Source organism: Acinetobacter sp. WC-141, from assembly GCF_000313935.1.
Classification (GTDB): Bacteria; Pseudomonadota; Gammaproteobacteria; order Pseudomonadales; family Moraxellaceae; genus Acinetobacter.
Genome location: NZ_AMSS01000027.1, coordinates 23,508 through 45,394, shown reverse-complemented (window position 1 = coordinate 45,394; position 21,887 = coordinate 23,508). Strand labels below are relative to the sequence as shown.

Genomic DNA, 21,887 nt, shown 5'->3' with positions numbered 1-21,887 from the left:
AAGGGTAAGCGTGTTACATTATGAATCAAGAATATTACGTTTTTGATATCTTGTTTTGTGCACCACATTCACGACGAACTTCTTCAAGTATTTTTAGCTCTTCATCACTAAAAGGTTGTTCATCTTGGCTTTCTTTTTTGAAGCTAGGGTCTAGCTCCGATAAACGCTGGCATAAATTATTCATACGTGTTTCATTGTGCTGAATACGATCAAGTAAAACGCGCATACCTTCTAAAATAGGGTCTGATTGATCAGCAGTTGTCGCATATGGGGCAAAACCAATACTTTGTGCATAATCACGGCGACGTGCTTCATCTTTATCGTTATTTTTATCGGCATCTTTATAAATATAGCGAGCAGGGTTTCCTACAGCAGTCACTCCAGCAGGAACAGCTTTGGTCACCACGGCATTTGAACCGACCTTGGCACCTTTACCTACCGTAAATGGTCCCAAAATTTTTGCACCCGCCCCAACGACCACACCGTCTTCTAAAGTTGGATGGCGTTTACCAGTTTTCCAGGTTGTACCACCTAAAGTAACTCCATGATAAAGCGTAACATCGTCACCAATTTCAGCAGTTTCACCAATCACAACACCCATGCCATGATCGATAAAAAAACGCTTACCGATTTTAGCGCCAGGGTGAATTTCGATTCCTGTCGCAAAACGGCTAAATGAAGAAAGTAGGCGAGCTGCACCTTTACAATCTTTTTGCCATAATTCATGTGCAACACGATGCATCATAATTGCATGAATACCAGGATAGGTCGTAAGAACTTCGAGTGTATTGCGGGCAGCAGGATCACGCGCAAATACAGCCTTTATATCTTCTTTAAGCTGTTTAAGCATTGGGTTGATCCTCCTTGTCAGATAATGCTTTTTTCCATTTACCACTCGTTAGAGCTTGCACACGACTAAAAATACCGCGAAGTAAATGATATTCCATACGATCTAATTGTATACGACCAAACAGACGACGCAAGCGTAAAGGCAATAAACGTGGATTTTCTGGATCTAAAAATTCAATTTCAGTCAGCATTTTTTCTAGATGAGGATAAAACTCTTCCATTTGTTGCTGAGTCACCAAAGGCTCATCCCATTGCATGCTTTGGCCTTGCACTAATGGCATTTCATCTACAGTCTGATCGACTTGCTCTTGCTCAAGAGCAGACATGCGAAGTTCGTAACATACAACTTGAATGGCTTGCGCAACATTTAATACACCATAGTCCGGATTGACAGGAATCGTTAAATGATAATTTGCCAGTGCTAACTCTTCGTTAGTTAAACCACGGTCTTCACGGCCAAAAACAATAGCAATTTGTTGTCCTTGGGTGATTGCTTTAATAGCTTCTTTAGCTGCAGGTCGCACATCAAGTAAAGGCCAAGGAATGGTGCGACTACGTGCACTTGTTCCAAAGACCAAATGGCAATCTTTAATCGCATCTTCTAAGGTGTCTACAATCTCAAGATGTTCAAATAAATCTTGAGCACCGGCGGCAAGTGCTTGTATATCTGGATGAGGATATGTTTTAGGTGCAACAAGAACTAATTTAATTAGTCCCATTGTTTTCATGGCACGTAAAGCACTACCAATATTGGCAGGTAAAGTCGTATTTACCATGACAATACGTACTTGTGCTAATTGTTTTGACACGGTGGTGTGGTCAAACGAACTCATAAGATTTCCAGAAATTACGAATATTGAGAAACTTCGCTTTGGTATAAATCCAATGCATCGTCCATAGACATACCCGCAGGAGGTGAGGCAACAGCATGTGGACGAACAGGGTCTGCTGCTTTAGCTGCTTTCGACTTTACTTGATACTCAATATAAATGTTATCTTTACCAAAATAATCTCTGAGTTTAGCAAGTAATTCGTCTAGAGGAGCGACTTTCCATTGCGGACCAAACTGAAGTTCGGCTTGAGCATAGGGTTGGTCAATCTGTAACTGTAGAGCGATATGCTGATGCATATCTACATTGCAAAATGGCAAAATTATATTTTGCAGATCTTTTGCCAATGTTGGTTGCATGAACTCTTCTGTTAATTTGATTTGAATACTGTTAGCACGTTTTTGTCTTATTTCATTTAAGGTGAACGCTTTGGTTAAACGCCCCATTGGACGATCAAAGCCTTCTCGTTCATAGATTTCGCCTTCGAAAACTACAACACGTTCAACTTGAATGATATCTTTAAAACGTTGGAAGCGCTCATGGTTACAGCTGACTTCAATACGTCCTGTACCATCATCAAGTACAATAACAACTCGGTTAGGGAAGTTTGCGACATCAATAACCAAACCTGCATAAACTGTAGTAACGCCACGACGTGTGGCTGTAATTTCATTTAGTTTTACAGGAATAAAAGCTTTGAGTTCTTGTCGGTAAACATCAATTGGATGGCCCGTTAGATATAACCCAAGTGTATCTTTTTCGCCTTTAAGACGAACCTCATCACTCCATGGTTTAACAGGTTTAGCTGGCTTACGCTGAACTTCTTCAACTTCACCAAATAAATCCATAATACCGCTTTCACGGTTACTTCGAGCTTGTTCAGCGGCTTGCACCGCTTCAGGCAATTGTGCCATTAAGCTTGCACGTTCAATCCCTAAGCAATCGAGTGCACCTGCACGGATTAAAGCTTCAAGAGTACGCTTATTGATTTTTTTCAAATCAATACGATGGCAAAAATCGAATAGATCTGTATAAGGGCCATATTGTCGACGTGAGTCAATGACTGACTGCATTGCTTGTTCGCCGACACCTTTAATTGCGCCCAAACCGTAAACAATGGTTTTATCGTTACTTGCATGGAAATGATAAGTCGACATATTGACTGATGGTGGTAAAACCTCAAGATCATTATTTCGACAGTCGTCAATCAAAAATACAACACTGTCGGTGTTTTGCATTTCTGATGTCATTACGGCTGCCATAAACTCAGCAGGGTAATGAGCTTTTAACCACGCAGTATGGTAAGCAACTAGCGCATAAGCAGCGGCGTGAGATTTGTTAAAACCATAGCCTGCAAACTTTTCCATATAGTCAAAGATATGGTTGGCTGTACTTTCGTCAATCCCTTTTTCAGCAGCACCTTTTAAGAAAATTTGGCGCTGTTTGACCATTTCCTCGGGTTTCTTTTTACCCATCGCACGGCGTAATAAGTCTGCACCGCCTAGCGTATAACCTGCACAGATCTGTGCAGCTTGCATAACTTGTTCCTGATAAACCATAATCCCGTAAGTTGGTTCTAATACACCTTCTAAAAGAGGATGGAGATATTCAAAATCTCCACCATGCATACGGTGAATAAAGTCAGGAATCAGGTCCATTGGGCCTGGACGATACAGTGATACGAATGCAATAATTTCTTCGAATTTACTTGGACGTGCTTCTTTAAGCATCCGTTTCATGCCGACGGATTCAAACTGGAATACCGCTGTCGTATTTGCATCGGCAAAGACAGAGTATGCTTTTGCGTCGTCTAAAGGAACATGCAAAATATTGAGCTGATCATTACTGTCGCGGTTTTTATTAATATTTTGAATCGCGTCTTCAATAACGGTTAAGTTACGTAAGCCCAAGAAGTCAAATTTGACCAGACCAGCTGCTTCTACATCATCTTTATCATATTGAGCAACACGGTTTGTTCCATCTGCATCACAAAGTACAGCTGAAAAATCGGTAATTTTACCTGGTGCAATAACGACACCTCCGGCATGTTTACCTGTATTTCGGGTTATACCTTCTAATTTTAATGCCATTTCCCAGATTTCGCTGGCATCTTCGTTATCTGGATTAGACGGGTTGGTGACAATATCTTTAAGTTGAGGTTCCATATCAATAGCGGTAGCTAAGTCCACACCGAGCGGTTTGGTAGGCACCATTTTTGAAATACGGTCAGCTAAACCATAAGATTTACCTAATACACGCGCAACATCACGGATGGCACCTTTTGCTGCCATGGTTCCGAAAGTTGCAATTTGTGAAACGGCTTCGCGACCATAAGTACGTGATACGTAATCGATGACGCGGTCACGACCAGCAATACAGAAATCGACGTCAAAGTCGGGCATTGACACACGTTCCGGGTTCAAGAAACGCTCGAAAAGTAGATCGTAACGAAGTGGGTCAAGGTCAGTAATTTTTAAGCTATATGCGACTAAAGAACCCGCGCCTGAACCACGGCCTGGCCCTACAGGAACACCATTATTTTTTGCCCATTGAATGAAGTCCATGACGATGAGGAAGTATCCAGGGAAACCCATTTTCAGGATAATCCCGACTTCATATTCAATTCGTTCATCGTAAGGCTTACGAATCTCTGGCCAGTCCTCGCCACGTTTTTCAACAGGGTAAAGATAATTTAGGCGTTCTTCTAAACCTACTTTAGATAAGTGTTCAAAATAAGTGTCGATGGTAAAACCATCTGGAATTGGGTAATCAGGTAAAAAGTAAGTGCCGAGTTGTAGTTTAACGTTGCAGCGTTTAGCAATATGATAGGTGTTCTCGATAGCACTAGGAATATCGGAAAACAATTCGATCATTTCATCTGAGGTCTTAAAGTACTGCTCAGGGCTATATATGCGTGGACGCCGATTATCTGCTAGTACATAACCATCAGCAATACAAACACGAGCTTCGTGTGCCTCGAAATCTTCTTTTTCTACAAAGTGCACATCATTATGTGCAACTACACCAATATTATATTTTGCAGCAAGTTTAGCTGCTTCTTGAATAAAGTCTTCTTCACCAGGACGTTCAGTACGTGTTAATGCAAGATAAACACGGTTACCAAACTTTTCGAGCCATGCTTCTAAAAGGGGAGCAGCTTTTTGCGGGTTAGATGAACAAAGCATCTGACCGACATCACTATGCTGGCCAAGTAAAACGATAATATCTTGATGCTGTTCAAGTACCCATTCTTTTTGTACACATGGAATACTGAGCTGTTGTCCTTCAATGAAACCGCGTGAAACGATTTCGGTGAGGCTTTTCCATCCAACGTCACTCATCGCAAGTAGAGTTGCACGATGTTGAGCATCATCAAGGCGAATTGTGCTACCTAAAAGCGGCTTAATTCCTTTTTTTAAACAAGAATTATAAAACTTAACTGCCGCATGAAGGTTAGAGAGGTCAGTTAATGCCAACGCAGGCATTTGGTCTTTAACCGCAGCATTGACCAAGTCAGGTATGCGAACTATCGACTCTGTAATCGAAAATTCTGTATAAATACCTAGATGAACAAACTGCATAAACCAATCCTTAATGCGACCGAAGCATAGTTTAACACGCAAAGTTAAAAGGAAATGGTTAATATTTTGGCAAACTGTTAAGGATTTTATTATTTAAGAAGAATGAGTTGAACATCTATTGTACAGTTTTAATATAAAAGACATTATTTTTATAAAATATGACCAGCTCAAACCTCAAGGTTTGAGCTGGTTGAAAAACTTAGTACTGCCAGAACATACGTTGAATTTCTTTAGCGTCATTAGTCTTAGTAAGAGCTAATGCAGTAAGAAGACGTGCTTTTTGTGGGTTTAAGTCATGAGCAGCTACCCAACCATATTTATCATCAGGTTGTTCTGCATTACGTAATACGAAACCTTGTGGTACACGTGATGAACGGATAATTTGAATACCGTTCTTGTCGTGAAGATTTTGTAAAGTTGGAACGATATAGTTCGCAACTGAACCGTTACCCGTACCTGCATGGATAATCGCTTTAGCGCCAGCTTTTGCATATGCTTCATAAGCATCTGGAAGCATAGAGTCTGAGCCGTAAACGATTTGTACTAAAGGAAGTGCATCACCTTTAATATTCTCGATATTAAATTCAGAAGCATTTGTAAAACGTTTGACAGACTGTCTGAACCAGTATGGCTTGCCTTCAACTAATGTACCTAAAGCGCCCCATTGGCTAACAAAAGCATTTGTATGAATGTTAATACCTTTAGTGACATCACGCGCTGCAAAAATAGAGTCGTTCATAAGCACCATAACGCCTTTATTTTTTGCATCATCAGAAGCTGCTAAAGCAACTGCACTATAAAGGTTAAGAGGGCCATCTGCTGAAAGAGCAGTTGAAGGACGCATTGAACCAACAATAACAATCGGTTTATCCGTGTGAACAACCAGATTTAAGAAAAATGCTGTTTCTTCTAAAGTATCTGTACCGTGAGTAATCACCACACCATTAACAGATGGTTTTTTTACCAGCTCATTTACTTGACGAGCAATTTGTAATAATTCCTTGTCAGTAATACTTTCAGAAGCAACCTGTAATGCCTGAATACCAGTGACATTCGCCAAATCTTTGATTTGTGGAACTGCGTTAATTAATGCATCTACTGGAACTTTAGCAGCAGTGTAAGTTGCACTATTTGCTGAACTGGCGCCAGCACCTGCGATAGTACCGCCAGTGGCAACAACAACTACATTATTTTTTGCGTAAAGTGGGAGAGAGCAGGCCAATAAGCCCATCGCTAAACCTAAAGATTTAACAGTTTTAGTCAACATCGAAAATATCCTTATGAAGTGACGAAAGTAAAAAAAGTTTGTCGAAGATGTCTGCTTTTCCTAAGCAAAATACATACCATGTAAAACATATTCGTAACTTGTTTGAATAAAAAGCATCCCTGAATAGCATTTTGTTTCATCAACAATTGCTTAGTCATTGCTTTTATTTAGCGTTAATAAATAACATGAATAAAATAAAAAATCTATTAAGTTTTTCTAATTTATCTCGATTTGTTTGTTTTTTAATATAAAGGAAGCAAATGATTTTTTTATTATTATAAAATTTAAAAATAATGGGTGTGATGGGGTTTTATTTACCATTTGGTATTTATATAGTATTGATTATAATAATTATTTATTGTTAATAAAATTATATAAATTTTTTATAGATAAACTAAACAATAATTTCAATGGTTTAATATAATTAAGAGATGAAAGAATGAATTAAAATTTAATCGCTTGATATTTATTACTAAGAATATAAATTCTGTTTGGGTGATTTTTATTCTCTTTTTAAGGTTTGTTTTAAGAAAATTTAATAGGAGTTAAAACTCATTATTTAGTTCATTATTTAAAATGGAAATACACATAAATTTTTATTGTTTAATTTTAGAATAAAAAGAAGAGCAATTTTATAAGGTCATATAAAATTGCTCTTAAGTTGGGAGAGTGGGAGAAAAGAGAAACTTAAGCGGGCGTTTGTTCTTGAGTTGATTTAATTAATACAGGTTCAGGTAATTCTTCAGTATCAGCTACTTTTTCGCCTTCAAGCTTAGCAACAACTGCGGTAGCAATACTGTTACCTACTACGTTTGTTGCAGTACGACCCATATCAAGGAACTGATCGATACCAAGCAATAAGAGAATGCCAGCTTCAGGTAAATGGAACATGGTGAGTGTTGCTGAAATAACCACAATTGAAGCTCGTGATACACCTGCAATACCTTTACTTGTTACCATAAGAGTTAACAGAATTAAGATTTGTTGAGTGAAGCTAAGATCGATGTTGTAAGCTTGGGCAATAAAGAGTACTGCAAACGTGGTGTACATCATTGAGCCATCTAAGTTAAATGAATAACCCAGCGGTAATACGAAGCTTGTCACTTTTTTAGGTACACCAAATTTGTTGAGTGCATCCATTACTTTAGGGTAGGCAGACTCGCTTGAAGCTGTAGCAAAAGCAAGCGTTACAGGTTCACGAATTAACTTGCCTAAGCGAAAAATATCCTTTTTAAGTACGATTGCACCAACAGAGAACAAAACAATCCAAAGTAACAGAAGACCGAAATAGAACTCAGCGATTAAAATACCGTAGTCAATAATCAAGCCCAAACCTTGTACTGTAATTGCTGAAGCGATTGCAGCAAATACCGCAAAAGGTGCAAACATCATGACGTAATCGGTGATACGGAACATGATCTTGCTAAGTTCTTCAGTCAAACGAATAATAACTGAGTCTTTTTCTTTGCCTTGATTTACAAAAGCGAGCGCTGAACCAAAGAAAATAGAAAAAACAAGAACTTGTAAAATATCGTTGTTTGCCATTGCTTCTGCAATGCTGCGTGGAAACACATGACTTATGAATGATTGCAGCGTAAAGCCAGTGGTCGCCGGGAGAGAAGCGCCACTAAGTTGTTGAGCAGTTGGTAATGCTAAGTCTAGAGCTGCGCCAGGTTGGAAAAAGTTTGCTAAGCCCATGCCGATGGCAAGCGATACAAACGAAGCAGTAATAAACCAAGTCATTGACTTGAGTGTGATACTGCCGATTGATGTTGATTTCCCCATTGATACAATGCCTGAAACAATTGTGGCAAATACCAATGGAGCAATAATCATCTTGATGAGACGTAAAAAGATGTCTGTGCCGATGCTGAAATAAGAAGCGATCTGTTTGAGTTGTTCACCTTCATTGAAAAAGTGATGACAAATCCAACCTGTCAGTACACCAAGTAAAATAGCTATAACAATATACTTGAGCAATTTCTTTTGCTTCATATGAACCTCTATCCATTTGATTCAATCATTCTTTGATGGGATTTGAATGATTGAAAGCTTTCCTTGTTAGTTCAGTCCGGTCGTTCTACCGATTTTATCTTCCTAGATACCTGTATCTGTTTTAACCGAATCGAATATGGTGATGTTGTTATGGAAGGGGATTGTTGCTCGATTTTGAAGCAGTGTGAAATGCAAAAAAATATAGATCCATGCATTTTTTGCATAATAAAGATTAGAGTAATTGTGAAATTACGTATAAATTTAAACGTATGGTAAAAAATATATAAATAAATTATTAAAGCGAATTTAAAGGTTAAAAGAATTAAATTTTTAAGAAAAAGTTTTTAATTTCAAAGTTTTGTTTTTGAGTCGGTAAGCAGATGAGAGTGTTGTTGATCATTCTTTTTTCAAAGTCATAAAACAGAATTATCAAAAAGGGCATCTAATTTAAGATGCCTTTTTTAATATGCATTTTTTTAACGACGGTTGGCTAAGAAACGACCTAAACGAGTAATTGCTTCTCGTAACTCATTTTCAGCAGGTAAGAAAACCACGCGGAAATGATCTGGAGTTGGCCAATTAAAGCCCGTACCTTGCACCAATAAAACTTTTTCTGCACGTAACAAATCAAGCATTAACTTTTCGTCATCTTCAATTGGATAGATGTTTGGATCGAGGCGAGGGAAACAGTACATTGCTCCATCTGGTTTTACGCAGCTTACCCCTGGAATCTCATTGAGCATTTCCCAAGCAATATTACGTTGTTCATATAAACGACCACCCGGACGAATCAGGTCATTAATTGATTGATAGCCGCCTAGAGCGGTTTGAATCGCATATTGAGCTTGAACGTTTGCACAGAGGCGCATAGAGGCCAACATATCTAAACCTTCGATATAGTCAGCAGCACGGCTTTTATCGCCAGTAATTGCCATCCAGCCTGAACGGAAACCTGCAATACGATAAGCTTTTGATAAACCATTAAAAGATACGCAAAGCTGATCACCTGCTAATGAAGCTACTGAAACATGTTCAATACCGTCATAAATAATTTTGTCGTAAATTTCATCAGCAAATAAAATTAGATCGTATTTTTTCGCAAGCACTACAATCTGTTCAAGAATATGACGTGGATAGACTGAACCAGTAGGGTTGTTCGGGTTAATGATGACAATACCGCGAGTATTCGATGTAATCTTGCTTTCAATGTCAGCAATATCTGGATACCAGCTATTTTCTTCATCGCATTTATAATGGATTGCTGTACCACCTGAAAGATTAACAGCTGCAGTCCAAAGCGGATAATCCGGCATTGGAATCAACATTTCGTCGCCATCATCAAGCAGGCCTTGCATTGCCATAACAATGAGTTCAGAAACACCGTTACCGATATACACGTCATTCACGTGCATATTTAGGATGCCTTTTTGCTGGTAATACTGACAAATTGCTTTACGAGCAGGGAAGATACCTTTTGAATCAACATAACCAATTGCATTTGGTAGATTTAAAGCAACGTCATTAATAATTTCTTGTGGTGCTTCAAAGCCAAATGGAGCAGGGTTGCCGATATTTAGCTTGATGATTTTATGTCCTTGCTCTTCCATTTCATTGGCGGCTCGTAATACTGGTCCGCGAATGTCATAACAAACATGCTCAAGCTTCGATGATTTCTTTATTTCTCGAGAAGTTGGCATAGATTGGAGGGTAGCAGTATTTTTAGACATAGCTGGATTCACTTTTGCATATCGGTATAAATAACTTTTAAATGTTTTAACTGTTACCAAATTCAGATCGTGTTGATCTTTTAGTAATTCAACAATTTTTTCATGGGTAAAGCCCGATTGCTGATACTGTTTGATAACTGGTAATAGTTGCTGGAAAAGCACACTTTTTTTCTGAGACATGTTTTGTCCTATACAACCGTGCCAAACAAGAATATCACCATCTTTGCTTACTTGGAAGAAAATAAAACATAAATTTGCTTACTTTTTATTTTGAATTTTGCTTACTTTTTGCTTTCTATTGCTTAGTGATTAAATTCCAACAAATTTTACGTTCAGAGACTAGAGTTTTTGTGATGAATGGCGTAAATATAAAACTCAATCATCAGAAATGTTTACATCAGAATAAAGGTGCATGTCATGGGAAAAGTCAATAAAACAGACCGGGAATGGCAAAGAGAGTTATCACCAGAAGAGTATCGGATTACACGACAAAAGGGCACTGAACCTGCATTTACGGGGCAATATTGGAATACTAAGCAACATGGTACCTATGTCTGCCGTTGCTGCGGCGCAGAATTGTTCTCATCAGATACTAAATATGACAGTGGTTGTGGCTGGCCTAGCTTCTTTAAACCGATTGAGCCAACTGCTATTGAAGAACATGACGATTTATCGCATGGTATGGTCAGAACAGAAATTGTTTGTCATGATTGCGAAGCCCATTTAGGGCATGTTTTTGAAGATGGACCACAGCCGACTGGTTTGCGCTATTGTGTAAACTCGGCATCATTACAACTGAAATCACAAGAAAAAAATGATGAGGAAACCTATCCATGAGTAATATTTATCAGTTTGAAGCTGAACTGTTAGAGGGTGAAGTTAAGCAATTAGCTGATTACAAAGGTAAAGTTTTACTAATTGTAAATACTGCAAGTAAATGTGGTTTTACACCACAATTTGCTGGCCTTGAAAAGCTTTATGAAAAATATAAAGATCAAGGCTTAGAAGTTTTAGGGTTTCCTTGCAACCAGTTTGGTGGGCAAGATCCGGGTAGTAATAAGGAAATCGGTACGTTCTGTCAACGCAACTATGGGGTGAAATTCCCGATGTTTGCGAAAGTAGATGTAAAAGGGCCAGAAGCCCACGTGATTTTTAGATTTTTGACACGTGAAGCTAAAGGGATTTTAGGCAGTAGCACGATTAAATGGAACTTTACTAAATTTTTGGTAGGGAGAGATGGCGCCGTGCTTAATCGTTATGCTCCTACGACTAAGCCGGAAGCATTAGAAGCTGATATTGAAAAAGCATTAGCGAGTTAATGAATTCAATGAACGCTATTCCTCAAGCTTTTGAGTTTTGGCAAGATGGGAGAATGCCTTATGTTGAAACCAGAAGATCTTGTTTTAGTCGAACATGTTATAAGTCTCATAGCCATCCAACATTTTCAATTGGAGCTATAGATGAAGGGAATAGCGTTTTTCACAGTTCATTTGCTACAGCACAAAAGATTTCTGCTGGTACGTTAGTCATTGTACCTGCCCACATTGAACATTCTTGTAATCCATTGCCCGATCAGGCTTGGAGTTACCAGATGTTGCATCTAGATATATCGTGGCTTAATCAATGGTACACTGAATTTCAACAAGAGGGCTTTGATTTAAATTTGCCCCAGCATAGACCTCTGATTATTAAAGATGAAACTTTGTATCAGGCTTTTTCTGATATGAATGAAACTTTATTTGACCCTCAAAAATTAATTCTTGAAAAAGAACAGTCGCTGATCTATTGCCTTACTCAGTTGTTACTACCTCATTTTGTTTTAGAAGAAATACAGAAAACTCAATATTTGTACGAAGACTTCTTGAACTTAATTCATATTATTAAATCATCAGAACGATTTATTTCTCTAGAAGAGCTTGCACTGCAAGTGGGTCTTAGTCGGTATGCGATCATTCGTCTATTTAAAGCCAATGTTGGTTTAACACCTCATGCATTTCAAATTAATTTAAAGATTAATCAGGCCAGAGCACAATTAAAACAAGGTATTCCACTCGTAGAGTTGGCAGTGAATTTAGGCTTTAGTGATCAGAGCCATTTTCATAAAGCTTTCAAAGCTCATACAGGGATTACTCCTCGACAGTATCAACTTGCTGCCGCGCAATAATTTACAAGAAATTATTTTTCTCAATTTTTAAGCTATTCCATATTGTTTACAGATGAAACCTTTATGGAAGTTTTTTTAGTTATCGCTTTTACTCACTTTTTAGCGCTGTTATCTCCGGGACCTGACTTCTTTCTTATTCTCACCAGTCTTTTGCAAAAGGGCTCGCGCTATACATATGGTGTCATTGCAGGAATTACGTTTGGTAATGCCTTAATCTTAATGGCGTGTATGTTTGGATTTATGTTGCTTGGAAGTTTGAGTACGACCATTCTTTTAGTACTTAAATGGCTTGGGGCTGGGTATTTGGTTTATTTGAGTTATCTTTGTTTTAGAGCTGCTCGGTCTGGTACTTTAACTTTTGTTACTGAAAAAAATGAGTTGATTGATCAAGAGTATGAGCAGCAGGATAAAATTAAGAGCTTAATGTTGGGAATACAATCTAGTCTGCTTAATCCCAAAAATATTATGTTTTATAGTAGCTTGATGTTGCTTATTCAACATCAATTTAGTCTGGTTCAAAAATTGCTGATGAGTACGTGGATGACTGGAGTCGTGCTTGGTTGGAACTTATTGTTAGTTCGTCTATTACTTCAAAATCGGGTTCTAGAGCAGATTAAACGTTCAGCCATAGGTTTATATTATTGTTCTAGTCTGGCTTTTATATGTTTTGCAGTCTTACTCCTTGCTTATAGTTAATGTCGGTTGTATAGCCTTCAACCTAAATAGTGAAGGCTATACAGCTTATCTATATTTAAAGAATTGCTTTTAAGCGCTTAACCACTTCTTCACATTGTGCTAAATCGGCGACTAAAGCCATACGCACATGATTCTCGCCAGGGTTACCTTGATCTGTATCACGAGATAAATAACGACCCGGTAAAACTTTAATGTGGGCTTTTTCCATCAACATCTTGGCAAAAGTTTCATCGTTATCAACTTTTAACCAGTAATAGAAACCTGCATCTGGCTTTTGCAGAGGTAATAAGTGACCTAGTTCGTTTTGGAATAAATCAAACTTTGCACGATATTGCTTACGGTTTTCTTCAACATGGTTTTCATCATTCCATGCCGCAATAGATGCAAGCTGATGTTGAACAGGCATTGCTGCGCCATGATAGGTACGGTACTGCAAATATGGTTTTAATAATACTGCATCACCCGCTACAAAACCTGAGCGTAATCCCGGCAAGTTTGAGCGTTTAGACAGTGAATGAAATACCACACAGTTTTTATAGTCATCACGACCAAGTTCTGCACAAACTTCTAATAAACCTGTAGGTACTTGCTCGAACCAAAGTTCTGAATAGCATTCATCAGAAGCAATAACAAAATTATATTGATCAGATAAGGCAATTAACTTTTTGAATTGTTCTTTAGAAAGTACAGTACCAGTTGGGTTGCCCGGCGTACATACAAAAAGAAGGGCTGTCTTTTCCCAAACTTCTGCAGGTACAGCATCAAAATCACCTAAGTAATCATTTTCTTCGGTACAATTAATGAAATAAGGTTTTGCGCCAGCAAGTAGAGCGGCACCTTCATAAATTTGATAAAACGGATTCGGCATGACCACATACGGTGCGTCTTCACGGTTAATGAGCGCCTGAACAAATGAGAAAATCCCTTCACGCGTACCAGATACTGGCAAAATATGGTTTTCAGCACTAATACTGTTAAGTTTAAAGCGTTTAGTGAGCCAGTTTGCAATGCTTTGGCGAAGCTCTGGCAACCCCTTACTATTTGGATAAGTTGATAGATGATTGAAGTTGTCAATAATTGCCTGCTTAACAAACTCTGGTGCTGGGTGCTTCGGTTCACCAATTGATAGAGGAATCAAGGGAAGGTTAGCAGGAGTAGTATCCTTAAAAAGTTGGTTTAACTTTTCAAATGGATATGGGTGCAATAACGACAAGCTAGAGTTCATTAAACAGTTACCAAGTAGTTGAGTTTCAGTGCTGACAAATTTGATTAGATGCTTCATCTAATGCAGCTTTAAGCTTTTCCGAGAAGAGTTTAACCTCTTCGTTATTTAACGGTTTTCCATCTTTTTTCGTGACAAAGAAAATATCTTCTGCACGTTCACCTAAAGTTGCAATTCTAGCTGAATGGATGTCTAAACCTTGCATCATAAACAAGCCACCTACACGTGCAAGTAGGCCGGGGTGATCGAGTGTTGAAATTTCAACCATATTTTGCTGTAACGCTTCATTCAATGTAACGTCCACTGTATTTTCAATATCGAAGTGACGTAGCTGACGTGGAATACGACGTTGCATAAGTCCCGGATATTGGTCTGGCTGACTAAGCGCTTTCACTAATGCGGTTTTAACTGTTTCTTCGCGTTCGGGGTCAGTTAGCAATGTACCAAAGCGATCGAGCACAACATAGGTGTCTAAGCTAAACGCGGTACTTGCTGTGATAATTTTTGCATCTTGAACGTCTAGGTTCATGCGGTCTAAAACGGCAACAGTGGTGGCAAAAAGGTTGGGTTGGTCACGCGTGTATATAAAGATTTGCACGGCATCTTGCGCAGCTTTACGATGAGCACGTAACAGAACTAATGGCTCTGGGTTATCGCCGTGTTTCAAAATTGCTTGAGTGTGCCATGCAATTTCATCTGCCGATTCTTTAATGAAGTATTCATCGCCTAGTTCTTGCCATACTTTTTCAACGTCTGCTAATGAGAAATTATTCACCAGTAATTCACTTGCTGCAAATTTGGTGTCTTCAATTAACATTTGATAGTCAACAGGACGGCTTAAACCTGTACGAATGACATCACGGGCATGCGTATAAAGTTGACGCATAAGCGATGCACGCCATGTGTTCCATAGTTTTGGATTTGTCGCATTAATATCTGCAACCGTTAAAGTATATAAATAATCAAGATGTTCCATATCGCCAAGTTTTTCGGCAAAATCTTTAACAACATCCGGATCTGAAATATCCTTTTTCTGAGCAGTTAGCGACATGAGCAAATGGTTGTGGATGAGCCATGCAATTAATTTGCATTCACGCTCTGTAAAGCCATGCGCACGTCCAAACTCGATTGCGTCTTCTGCACCAAGTTCACTATGGTCTCCACCACGGCCTTTGGCAATGTCATGAAATAATGCAGCAATAAATACAATATCTTGACGTGCGAGACGTTGGAAAACAGAGCTTACAACAGGGAACTCTTTAGCGAATTCAGGTTCTTTAAAGCGATTTAAATTTCGTAGTAATAATAATGTGTGAGCATCGACCGTATAGATATGGAATAGGTCATATTGCATAAGACCCATAATTTGGCCAAACGCTGGAATATAGTTTCCTAGAACTCCATATCGTTTCATCGCAACTAAAGTATCGTATAGACGATAAGGAGAGCGAATAATCGACATAAATAGTGCTTGATGCTCAGGGTTATCTCGAAAATTTTGGTTAATACGTTTTGCAGCAAGAATAAGTAGTCGTAAAGTACGTGCGCGAATGCCTTCAATATCTGGTCGATTAGCCAAAATATAGAACAATTCTAAAATAGCACTTGGGTGTTCTGCGAATATTTTGTGGTGCTGTACGGCAAGCTTGTTATCAACGATTTTAAAATGATTATTAACTTCTTCAATTTTACGTTCATAATTTGGTAAGCGTGGAGTAATGACCGATTCGCTAAAATATGCCAACAACATTTCATTAAGCGTTGAAACCTGTTGAGCTGTACGGTAATAACGCTTCATGAACTGTTCAACGCCGTAATTTACAGGTTGACCTTCTTGACGCACATAACCAAATTGAGCGGCAATATCTCTTTGATGATCGAACAGAAGACGGTTTTCATCACGCTTCGCTAAGCGATGTAAATGGTGACGAATTTCCCAAAGAAAACTTTCAGCTTCTTCTAAAACGTTTAATTCAAATTCTGAAATAAAACCTAAATGAACTAAATCATAAATGCGGTTTACGCGGAAATGACGCTTAGCAATCCAACCTATCTGGTTAATGTCACGAATGCCGCCAGGCGCATTTTTAATGTCAGGTTCTAAGTTGCTTTCAGTATTGTTGTGTTGGTGGTAACGCTTAGCTTGTTCAGCCATTTTTGCATCAAAAAATGTTTTGTCTGTCCACGTTTGCGAAACAATACGACGCGGCCATTTCGCAAGTTGACTATTACCGGTAATTAAACGAGCTTCAATGAGTGTCGTTGCAACTGTTAGATCTGTCGCTGCCTGCTCAACACAGCTTTGAATAGTGCGAACGCTAATGCCGGGTTTAAAATTACCAACATCCCATAACGAGGAAATAAATGTAGAAATACGTTTTTCATTTTCTTCGTTAATTTCATGTTCCGATAAAATCATGATATCAACATCGGAATAGGGCAACATTTCACGGCGCCCATAACCACCCACAGCAAAAAGGCCTAGACCTGTCTGATCAAGTTCGGCATGTTTCCACAGAAAGATCAGTGCTTCATCAACGAGGTCTGAGCGTGCTTTAATCACTTCTCGAATAGATTGCCCATTTTCATATGAATCCTGCAATTGCTTTTCTACATCCGTTCGCCATTGATTAATGGCTTTAATATCATGATGGCTTGTAACGTAGTTCAGCAATGGCGATGTATTGATCATGAAAATGGGTCTACCAAAAAGTAAATATTAAGAGTTGGTTTTTACGCTTACTTGATCAGCGGTTTCTTTCGCTAAAGTACGAGCAAGATCAGTATTTTCTGCGCGAGCAGTTGCCACACCCATACGACGTCGTTTGAAACCCTCTGGTTTACCAAACAGGCGTAAGTCAGTATTAGGGTCGGCTAATGCCGTATTTAAGCCGCTGTAACTTAAGTTGTTGGCATCGACTCCAGCATAAATGACTGCACTCGCAGCAACACTATGGCGAGCTGTGTTTACAGGTAATCCTAAAATTGCACGAGCATGCAATTCAAATTCACTTTGAAATTGTGATGCTAAAGTAACTAGACCAGTATCATGTGGGCGAGGCGAAACTTCACTAAACCAGACCTTGTCGCCTTTAATAAACAGTTCTACACCAAAAATACCACAGCCGCCAAGCGCTGTTGTCACTTTATTTGCAATACGTTTTGCTTCTTCAAGTGCAGCCGCAGTCATCGGTTGAGGTTGCCAGCTTTCTACATAATCGCCAGCATCTTGACGGTGACCAATTGGGTCACAATAGTGAGTTTCGATTTCACCAGTTTCAGGATTTTTTGCACGCACGGTAAGTAACGTAATTTCAAAATCAAAATCAATTTGAGATTCAATAATGACCGTACCTTGGTTAACACGACCACCTTGCATGGCATATTCCCAAGCAGCATCGACTTCATCGAAACTTTTTACACGAGATTGACCTTTACCCGAAGATGACATTACTGGTTTTACAAAATTTGGATAACCAATATCATCAGAAGCAGCGCGGAAGCTTTCTAGTGAGTCAGCAAAGCGGTAAGCAGAGGTCGGTAAACCAAGTTCTTCAGCCGCAAGACGACGAATGCCTTCACGGTTCATGGTTAGGTTTACAGCTTTAGCAGAAGGAATAACAGTTGCAGTTTGGCTCGCTTCAATTTCAAGCAAAACTTCTGTAGCGATGGCTTCAATTTCTGGAACAATTAAATTGGGTTTAATTTTTTCGATGAGCTGTTTTAACTCAGTTGGATTAGCCATGTTGAGCACATAAGAAAAATGTGCAACTTGCATGGCTGGCGCATGATCATAACGGTCGGCTGCATGTACTTCGACACCAAGGCGTTGTAAAGAAATTACAACTTCTTTGCCAAGTTCTCCTGAACCTAACAATAAAACTTTAAATGCAGAAGATTGAAGTGGGGTACCGAGTGTCACGCTCATGCGAATCATCCTGACAAAATTATTTTTTTAAGCATAGCAGAACTTCTGATGGAGTTAAGCTTTATCACACATAAAAAGATTAATTTTGTAGGACAATTAAGAAGTCACTTTTTAGATATTAACCTGATAGTTTAAAAGCATCTCATCTGCGTTTTTGCCGCGAATACCCCAATTTTCTTTAGGGGTTTCAAAAATCGTAATTTCAATATCTTGCGGAGCTATTTTGCATTGTTCTTCAATATTGCGAAATAAAGTTTGAATAAGTTGCTTCTTAGTGGCTGGGCTACGTCCCGCAAACATTGAGAGTTCGATAATAATGTAGTGCTGGCTGCGGTCAGAAGGATAGATAAAATTTCCAGGTTTAAGACTGATAAAACGCTGAAATCTTTTCTCAACTGGATATTTCAACTCTTGAATTAAAGCTTGATGGATTGCATGAGAAAGTAGTTCTCGATACTGCATAATCGTTTGTTCATTTGCATAAATTTTAACTTGTGACATTTTTATCTCTATTAAGTAGATGAAGTTATCTTTTTAATCAATTCAAAAATTTAGGTTTTTATGCCATAGGACTACACCTTCGGCCGTGATTTATTTTATATAAGGAAGATCAGTTTATCTATTTATAAAGGTAAATAAGTATAGATCAGTCCATAAACAATTGCGGCAGTTAACGTTGCCGGTACGATTTTCTTAAATTTAAAATACAGACCTGCTAAAACCAGAAAACCGACAAGCATGGCTAAACTTTTGTCTGGATTTTCAAGAAGTGGTGGAAGAGTGGCTACCACAAGCATTGCGCTAATTGCTGATATACCAATGCTTCCCAACGCAATTTTTAGCCAGACTGAACCGCGTCTTTGCTGTGTACCTTGTAGCTTCTGTATAACAAAGAATGGCCCAAAACGTGAGGCGAAATTGGCAATACCAACAATGATGCCAACCAGAATAATCTCTAGATTCATTTTAAATTTCGACCTCTTCTTGTTGTTTCAGCACATAATGTTTAAACAAGCCGGCTAAAATGCCTGAAAGAATACCAATAAAAATAGCCGCAGATAGGTTAATCCAATAGCAGGACAACGCTGAAACAACCAAAGATACAGCAACTACAAGGCTGTGCTTTCGCTCAAATGCTGCTAATAAAAAACTTAAGAATAAAGCAGGCAATAAGAAGTCTAAGGCTGCTTGTAAAAACTTTGGAAGATGAGACACTTGATCTGCAAATAATCCGCCTAACAATGAGCCAGTTGCCCAAGCCATCCAACTAAATAGACTCAAGCCTAACATCCAAGACTCGGACCATTGTTGTCTACGCTGTGAAAGTTGGATCATTCCACTTGCAAAAACTTCATCGGTTAAGCCCCAAGCCCATACCGCCGTTTTTTTTAGATTTAATTTGTTTGGAATCAGGTTATATAAAGCCGGTCCATAAAGGACATGGCGAATATCAAGTGCAATGACTGTTAATGCAGTTAACCAGATAGAAGAACCACTTGCTAAAAGTGCGACAACTAAGAACTGGCTGGCTCCGGCATACATTGAACAAGATAGAAAAAAAGCTTCCCATGGTGTAAAGCCAAACTGAGATGCAGAAACGCCAAAGGCAAAAGAAACAGGTAAATAGGTGAGTACGATAGCTTGGCTATCTTTGGCGCCTTGCCAAAAAGTTGCCGTTTGGGCAGGCATCAATTGTTGTTCGGACACAATACACCTTGGCAATAAACCAAATGATAAAAATACTTGAAAGATTGAGTATTGTAGCCGAATTTAATAGCATAGTGCCGAAATGTTTAATCGGCAGTTTGATATGTTCAATGCAAAGATTCGTTTAGTTTATATCACCATATTGAGTGCAGGTATTTTTACATTGCAGGGCTGTGACAATGGTAATCATGAGGCAGAAAAAAAAGTAGAAATTAAGCCAGCACCTAAACTGACCAATGACGCAACTGTTTATGCTCAAAAAGCATGGACATTAATTAATACGGTTGAGCATTTGGTTTATGAAAAGCAGCTGAGTCAAATTGATGACAAAGTTCGTAAACCTTTACGTCAATTGAGTACAGACTGGCGTATTAATGTGAAAATGACTGATTCGGTGACAGAAGGGAAGTACGCACTTTGTCGTAAAGCTTTAACGAGTTTAGATGTGTGGGCACGCGAAACGCTTGAAAATAATGATTCAGTTGCTAAGAAACAAGCAGATTATGAGCGAGATAAAGCGCAATGTAAGGATGCGATCGATACGCCAAATCTTGGAAATACCTCTCCAAAATAAAAATTTATAAATATAAAAAAGCGAGATGATCAATCTCGCTTTTTTGCTTTTAAACGATAATGAGTGAATGTGAATTACGGCTTCGTCGCGGCTTTAGCTGTGTTTGCAGTTTTTACTGCATCTTGTTTCATTTGATGAGTCATTTGCTGTGATTCATGTTGAGCATGCATAGATTTCATCATGGCATCATGCTTTTGTTCAGTCATATCTTTTTTAACATCTTGTTTTGCTTTTACTGCTTCTTTTTTAGCAGTTGCTTTGCCGTGTGCAGCAACACATTTTCCGCCTTTATGATTTGGTCCTGTGCCGCCTTGTAATTGAGTTCCTTTTGGACATGCAAATGCCGAAACACTTAACATAGCCAATACGCCTGCTGTTAGAATTGTTGATAATTTTTTCATGTTAATCAGCGCCTTGTTGAGTATTATTGCTCAGCTTGAGTGTAAGGTGAAAATATCTGCTTTAAAACATTTATTTTGTGAAATAGAGTTTGAACAATGTTTTGTTTTGCAGTGTTATCTATTTTTTTAATTTAGTTTTAAGTTTTTATCATATAGCAGCTTTTATAAGAATTACGCTTGGGCTTGAGCAACCACTTTCAATTTCTCAATATCTAAAATCTCAATTTTTCTAAAAGCAATTTTGATGATTTTCTGTTTTTCGAGAAGGCTCAGCTCATGATTGATTGTCTGTCTGGATGTGGTCAGCATATTTGCCAATTGTTCTTGAGAAATATGAATATGATGATCTTGAATGAGAATATGATTGCCGTAACCTCCTAAAATAAAAAGAAGACGTTGAGCAAGCCTTTGAGAAATACTACGTGTTTGTATAGCAATCTGCTCTAAGAAAACATATCTGAGTTTTTGACTCGTTAAACGTGCAAAATAGTACCAGTAATAAGGGTTTTCTTTGAGTAGCTCATTTAAGGGCTTCGCCGGAATATGCAAAACCGTACTTTTTTTCAAAGCAATCGCATCGTGTGAGCGCGGTTCGTGGTCAATCAGGGATATTTCACCAAACCACATAATTGGCTCAGCAATTGCAGAAAGCGCTTCATTACCATTTACGTCGACATAGCCCAAGCTAATTGAGCCTTCAAGCACGGTATAAATGCCATCAAACACATCTTGGGCACGAAAAACATAGCTGTTTTTTTCAAAGGTTATTTGCTTACCGTGCTCTAGAATAAAGTTTTGGAATGTTTCTGGCAGCGCACTAAACCATGTGTTTTCTTTTAATCGATTAATATAAATAATGTCCAATATGGGGCCATCCATGAAAAAAATCATTACTTTGTCAAATAGCTGACAACTTTAGGTTTTCCTTATTTGTACAGTATGACTA

At 38.5% G+C, this 21,887-nt stretch carries 19 protein-coding genes; 5 read left to right on the top strand and 14 right to left on the bottom strand.

What is annotated here, in order from left to right; genetic code table 11:
* Positions 1 to 34: 34 nt before the first annotated feature.
* From cysE to ACINWC141_RS04145, 6 genes are all read right to left on the bottom strand, one after another.
* Positions 35 to 850, bottom strand: coding sequence for a serine O-acetyltransferase (gene cysE, locus ACINWC141_RS04170; RefSeq protein ID WP_009388236.1), 816 nt, complete (start codon positions 848 to 850; stop codon positions 35 to 37).
* Positions 843 to 1,682: an RNA methyltransferase gene (locus ACINWC141_RS04165; protein ID WP_009388244.1), complete on the bottom strand. Its 840-nt coding sequence runs from the start codon at positions 1,680 to 1,682 to the stop codon at positions 843 to 845. The genes cysE and ACINWC141_RS04165 overlap by 8 nt, the downstream gene beginning before the upstream one ends.
* A 14-nt stretch (positions 1,683 to 1,696) precedes the next feature.
* Complete coding sequence (dnaE, locus tag ACINWC141_RS04160; RefSeq protein WP_009388189.1) at positions 1,697 to 5,260, bottom strand: DNA polymerase III subunit alpha; 3,564 nt, start codon at positions 5,258 to 5,260, stop codon at positions 1,697 to 1,699.
* A gap of 199 nt (positions 5,261 to 5,459) precedes the next feature.
* Complete coding sequence (locus tag ACINWC141_RS04155) at positions 5,460 to 6,527, bottom strand: asparaginase (protein WP_009388232.1); 1,068 nt, start codon at positions 6,525 to 6,527, stop codon at positions 5,460 to 5,462.
* Between the two features lie 687 nt (positions 6,528 to 7,214).
* On the bottom strand, positions 7,215 to 8,522 hold the full coding sequence (locus tag ACINWC141_RS04150) for a dicarboxylate/amino acid:cation symporter (RefSeq protein ID WP_009388193.1): 1,308 nt from the start codon (positions 8,520 to 8,522) through the stop codon (positions 7,215 to 7,217).
* Positions 8,523 to 8,998: 476 nt separating this feature from the next.
* Positions 8,999 to 10,429, bottom strand: coding sequence for a pyridoxal phosphate-dependent aminotransferase (locus tag ACINWC141_RS04145; RefSeq protein WP_009388272.1), 1,431 nt, complete (start codon positions 10,427 to 10,429; stop codon positions 8,999 to 9,001).
* Between the two features lie 237 nt (positions 10,430 to 10,666).
* On the opposite strand from ACINWC141_RS04145, the gene msrB reads away from it, so the two are divergent.
* The 4 genes from msrB to ACINWC141_RS04125 all read left to right on the top strand — a co-directional run bounded on the left by msrB (position 10,667) and on the right by ACINWC141_RS04125 (position 13,109).
* Complete coding sequence (gene msrB / locus ACINWC141_RS04140; RefSeq protein ID WP_004792889.1) at positions 10,667 to 11,086, top strand: peptide-methionine (R)-S-oxide reductase MsrB; 420 nt, start codon at positions 10,667 to 10,669, stop codon at positions 11,084 to 11,086.
* Positions 11,083 to 11,568: a glutathione peroxidase gene (locus tag ACINWC141_RS04135; protein WP_009388288.1), complete on the top strand. Its 486-nt coding sequence runs from the start codon at positions 11,083 to 11,085 to the stop codon at positions 11,566 to 11,568. Before msrB ends, ACINWC141_RS04135 begins: the two co-directional genes overlap by 4 nt.
* Positions 11,568 to 12,413 carry an AraC family transcriptional regulator gene (locus ACINWC141_RS04130; protein ID WP_034677602.1) on the top strand — a complete coding sequence of 282 codons (846 nt, stop codon included), beginning with the start codon at positions 11,568 to 11,570 and terminating at the stop codon, positions 12,411 to 12,413. Before ACINWC141_RS04135 ends, ACINWC141_RS04130 begins: the two co-directional genes overlap by 1 nt.
* A gap of 63 nt (positions 12,414 to 12,476) precedes the next feature.
* Positions 12,477 to 13,109: a LysE family translocator gene (locus ACINWC141_RS04125; RefSeq protein ID WP_009388304.1), complete on the top strand. Its 633-nt coding sequence runs from the start codon at positions 12,477 to 12,479 to the stop codon at positions 13,107 to 13,109.
* Between the two features lie 55 nt (positions 13,110 to 13,164).
* Here ACINWC141_RS04125 and dapC read toward each other — a convergent pair whose 3' ends face one another.
* The 6 genes from dapC to ACINWC141_RS04095 all read right to left on the bottom strand — a co-directional run bounded on the left by dapC (position 13,165) and on the right by ACINWC141_RS04095 (position 19,948).
* On the bottom strand, positions 13,165 to 14,334 hold the full coding sequence (gene dapC, locus ACINWC141_RS04120; RefSeq protein WP_009388317.1) for a succinyldiaminopimelate transaminase: 1,170 nt from the start codon (positions 14,332 to 14,334) through the stop codon (positions 13,165 to 13,167).
* Positions 14,335 to 14,359: 25 nt separating this feature from the next.
* Positions 14,360 to 17,023: a [protein-PII] uridylyltransferase gene (gene glnD, locus ACINWC141_RS04115; RefSeq protein WP_009388302.1), complete on the bottom strand. Its 2,664-nt coding sequence runs from the start codon at positions 17,021 to 17,023 to the stop codon at positions 14,360 to 14,362.
* A gap of 27 nt (positions 17,024 to 17,050) precedes the next feature.
* Positions 17,051 to 18,268, bottom strand: a complete 1,218-nt coding sequence (purT, locus tag ACINWC141_RS04110; RefSeq protein WP_081400010.1) for a formate-dependent phosphoribosylglycinamide formyltransferase — start codon at positions 18,266 to 18,268, stop codon at positions 17,051 to 17,053.
* A gap of 102 nt (positions 18,269 to 18,370) precedes the next feature.
* The gene (locus ACINWC141_RS04105) at positions 18,371 to 18,760 is read right to left on the bottom strand and encodes a tautomerase family protein (protein ID WP_009388287.1); all 390 of its coding nucleotides are present in this window, start codon (positions 18,758 to 18,760) and stop codon (positions 18,371 to 18,373) included.
* 122 nt (positions 18,761 to 18,882) lie between these two features.
* Entirely contained in the window at positions 18,883 to 19,224 is a 342-nt protein-coding gene (gene ygaH, locus ACINWC141_RS04100) for an L-valine transporter subunit YgaH (protein WP_009388194.1), read from the bottom strand.
* Between the two features lies 1 nt (position 19,225).
* On the bottom strand, positions 19,226 to 19,948 hold the full coding sequence (locus ACINWC141_RS04095; protein ID WP_081400009.1) for an AzlC family ABC transporter permease: 723 nt from the start codon (positions 19,946 to 19,948) through the stop codon (positions 19,226 to 19,228).
* A 121-nt stretch (positions 19,949 to 20,069) separates the two neighbouring features.
* On the opposite strand from ACINWC141_RS04095, the gene ACINWC141_RS04090 reads away from it, so the two are divergent.
* On the top strand, positions 20,070 to 20,540 hold the full coding sequence (locus ACINWC141_RS04090) for a hypothetical protein (protein WP_204388690.1): 471 nt from the start codon (positions 20,070 to 20,072) through the stop codon (positions 20,538 to 20,540).
* A gap of 74 nt (positions 20,541 to 20,614) precedes the next feature.
* Here the strand turns inward: ACINWC141_RS04090 and ACINWC141_RS04085 are convergent, their stop codons facing one another.
* Positions 20,615 to 20,941, bottom strand: coding sequence for a hypothetical protein (locus ACINWC141_RS04085; RefSeq protein WP_009388274.1), 327 nt, complete (start codon positions 20,939 to 20,941; stop codon positions 20,615 to 20,617).
* 171 nt (positions 20,942 to 21,112) lie between these two features.
* Positions 21,113 to 21,820 (bottom strand): Crp/Fnr family transcriptional regulator, encoded by a 708-nt coding sequence (locus tag ACINWC141_RS04080; RefSeq protein WP_009388324.1) that lies wholly within the window; start codon positions 21,818 to 21,820, stop codon positions 21,113 to 21,115.
* Positions 21,821 to 21,887 lie beyond the last annotated feature (67 nt).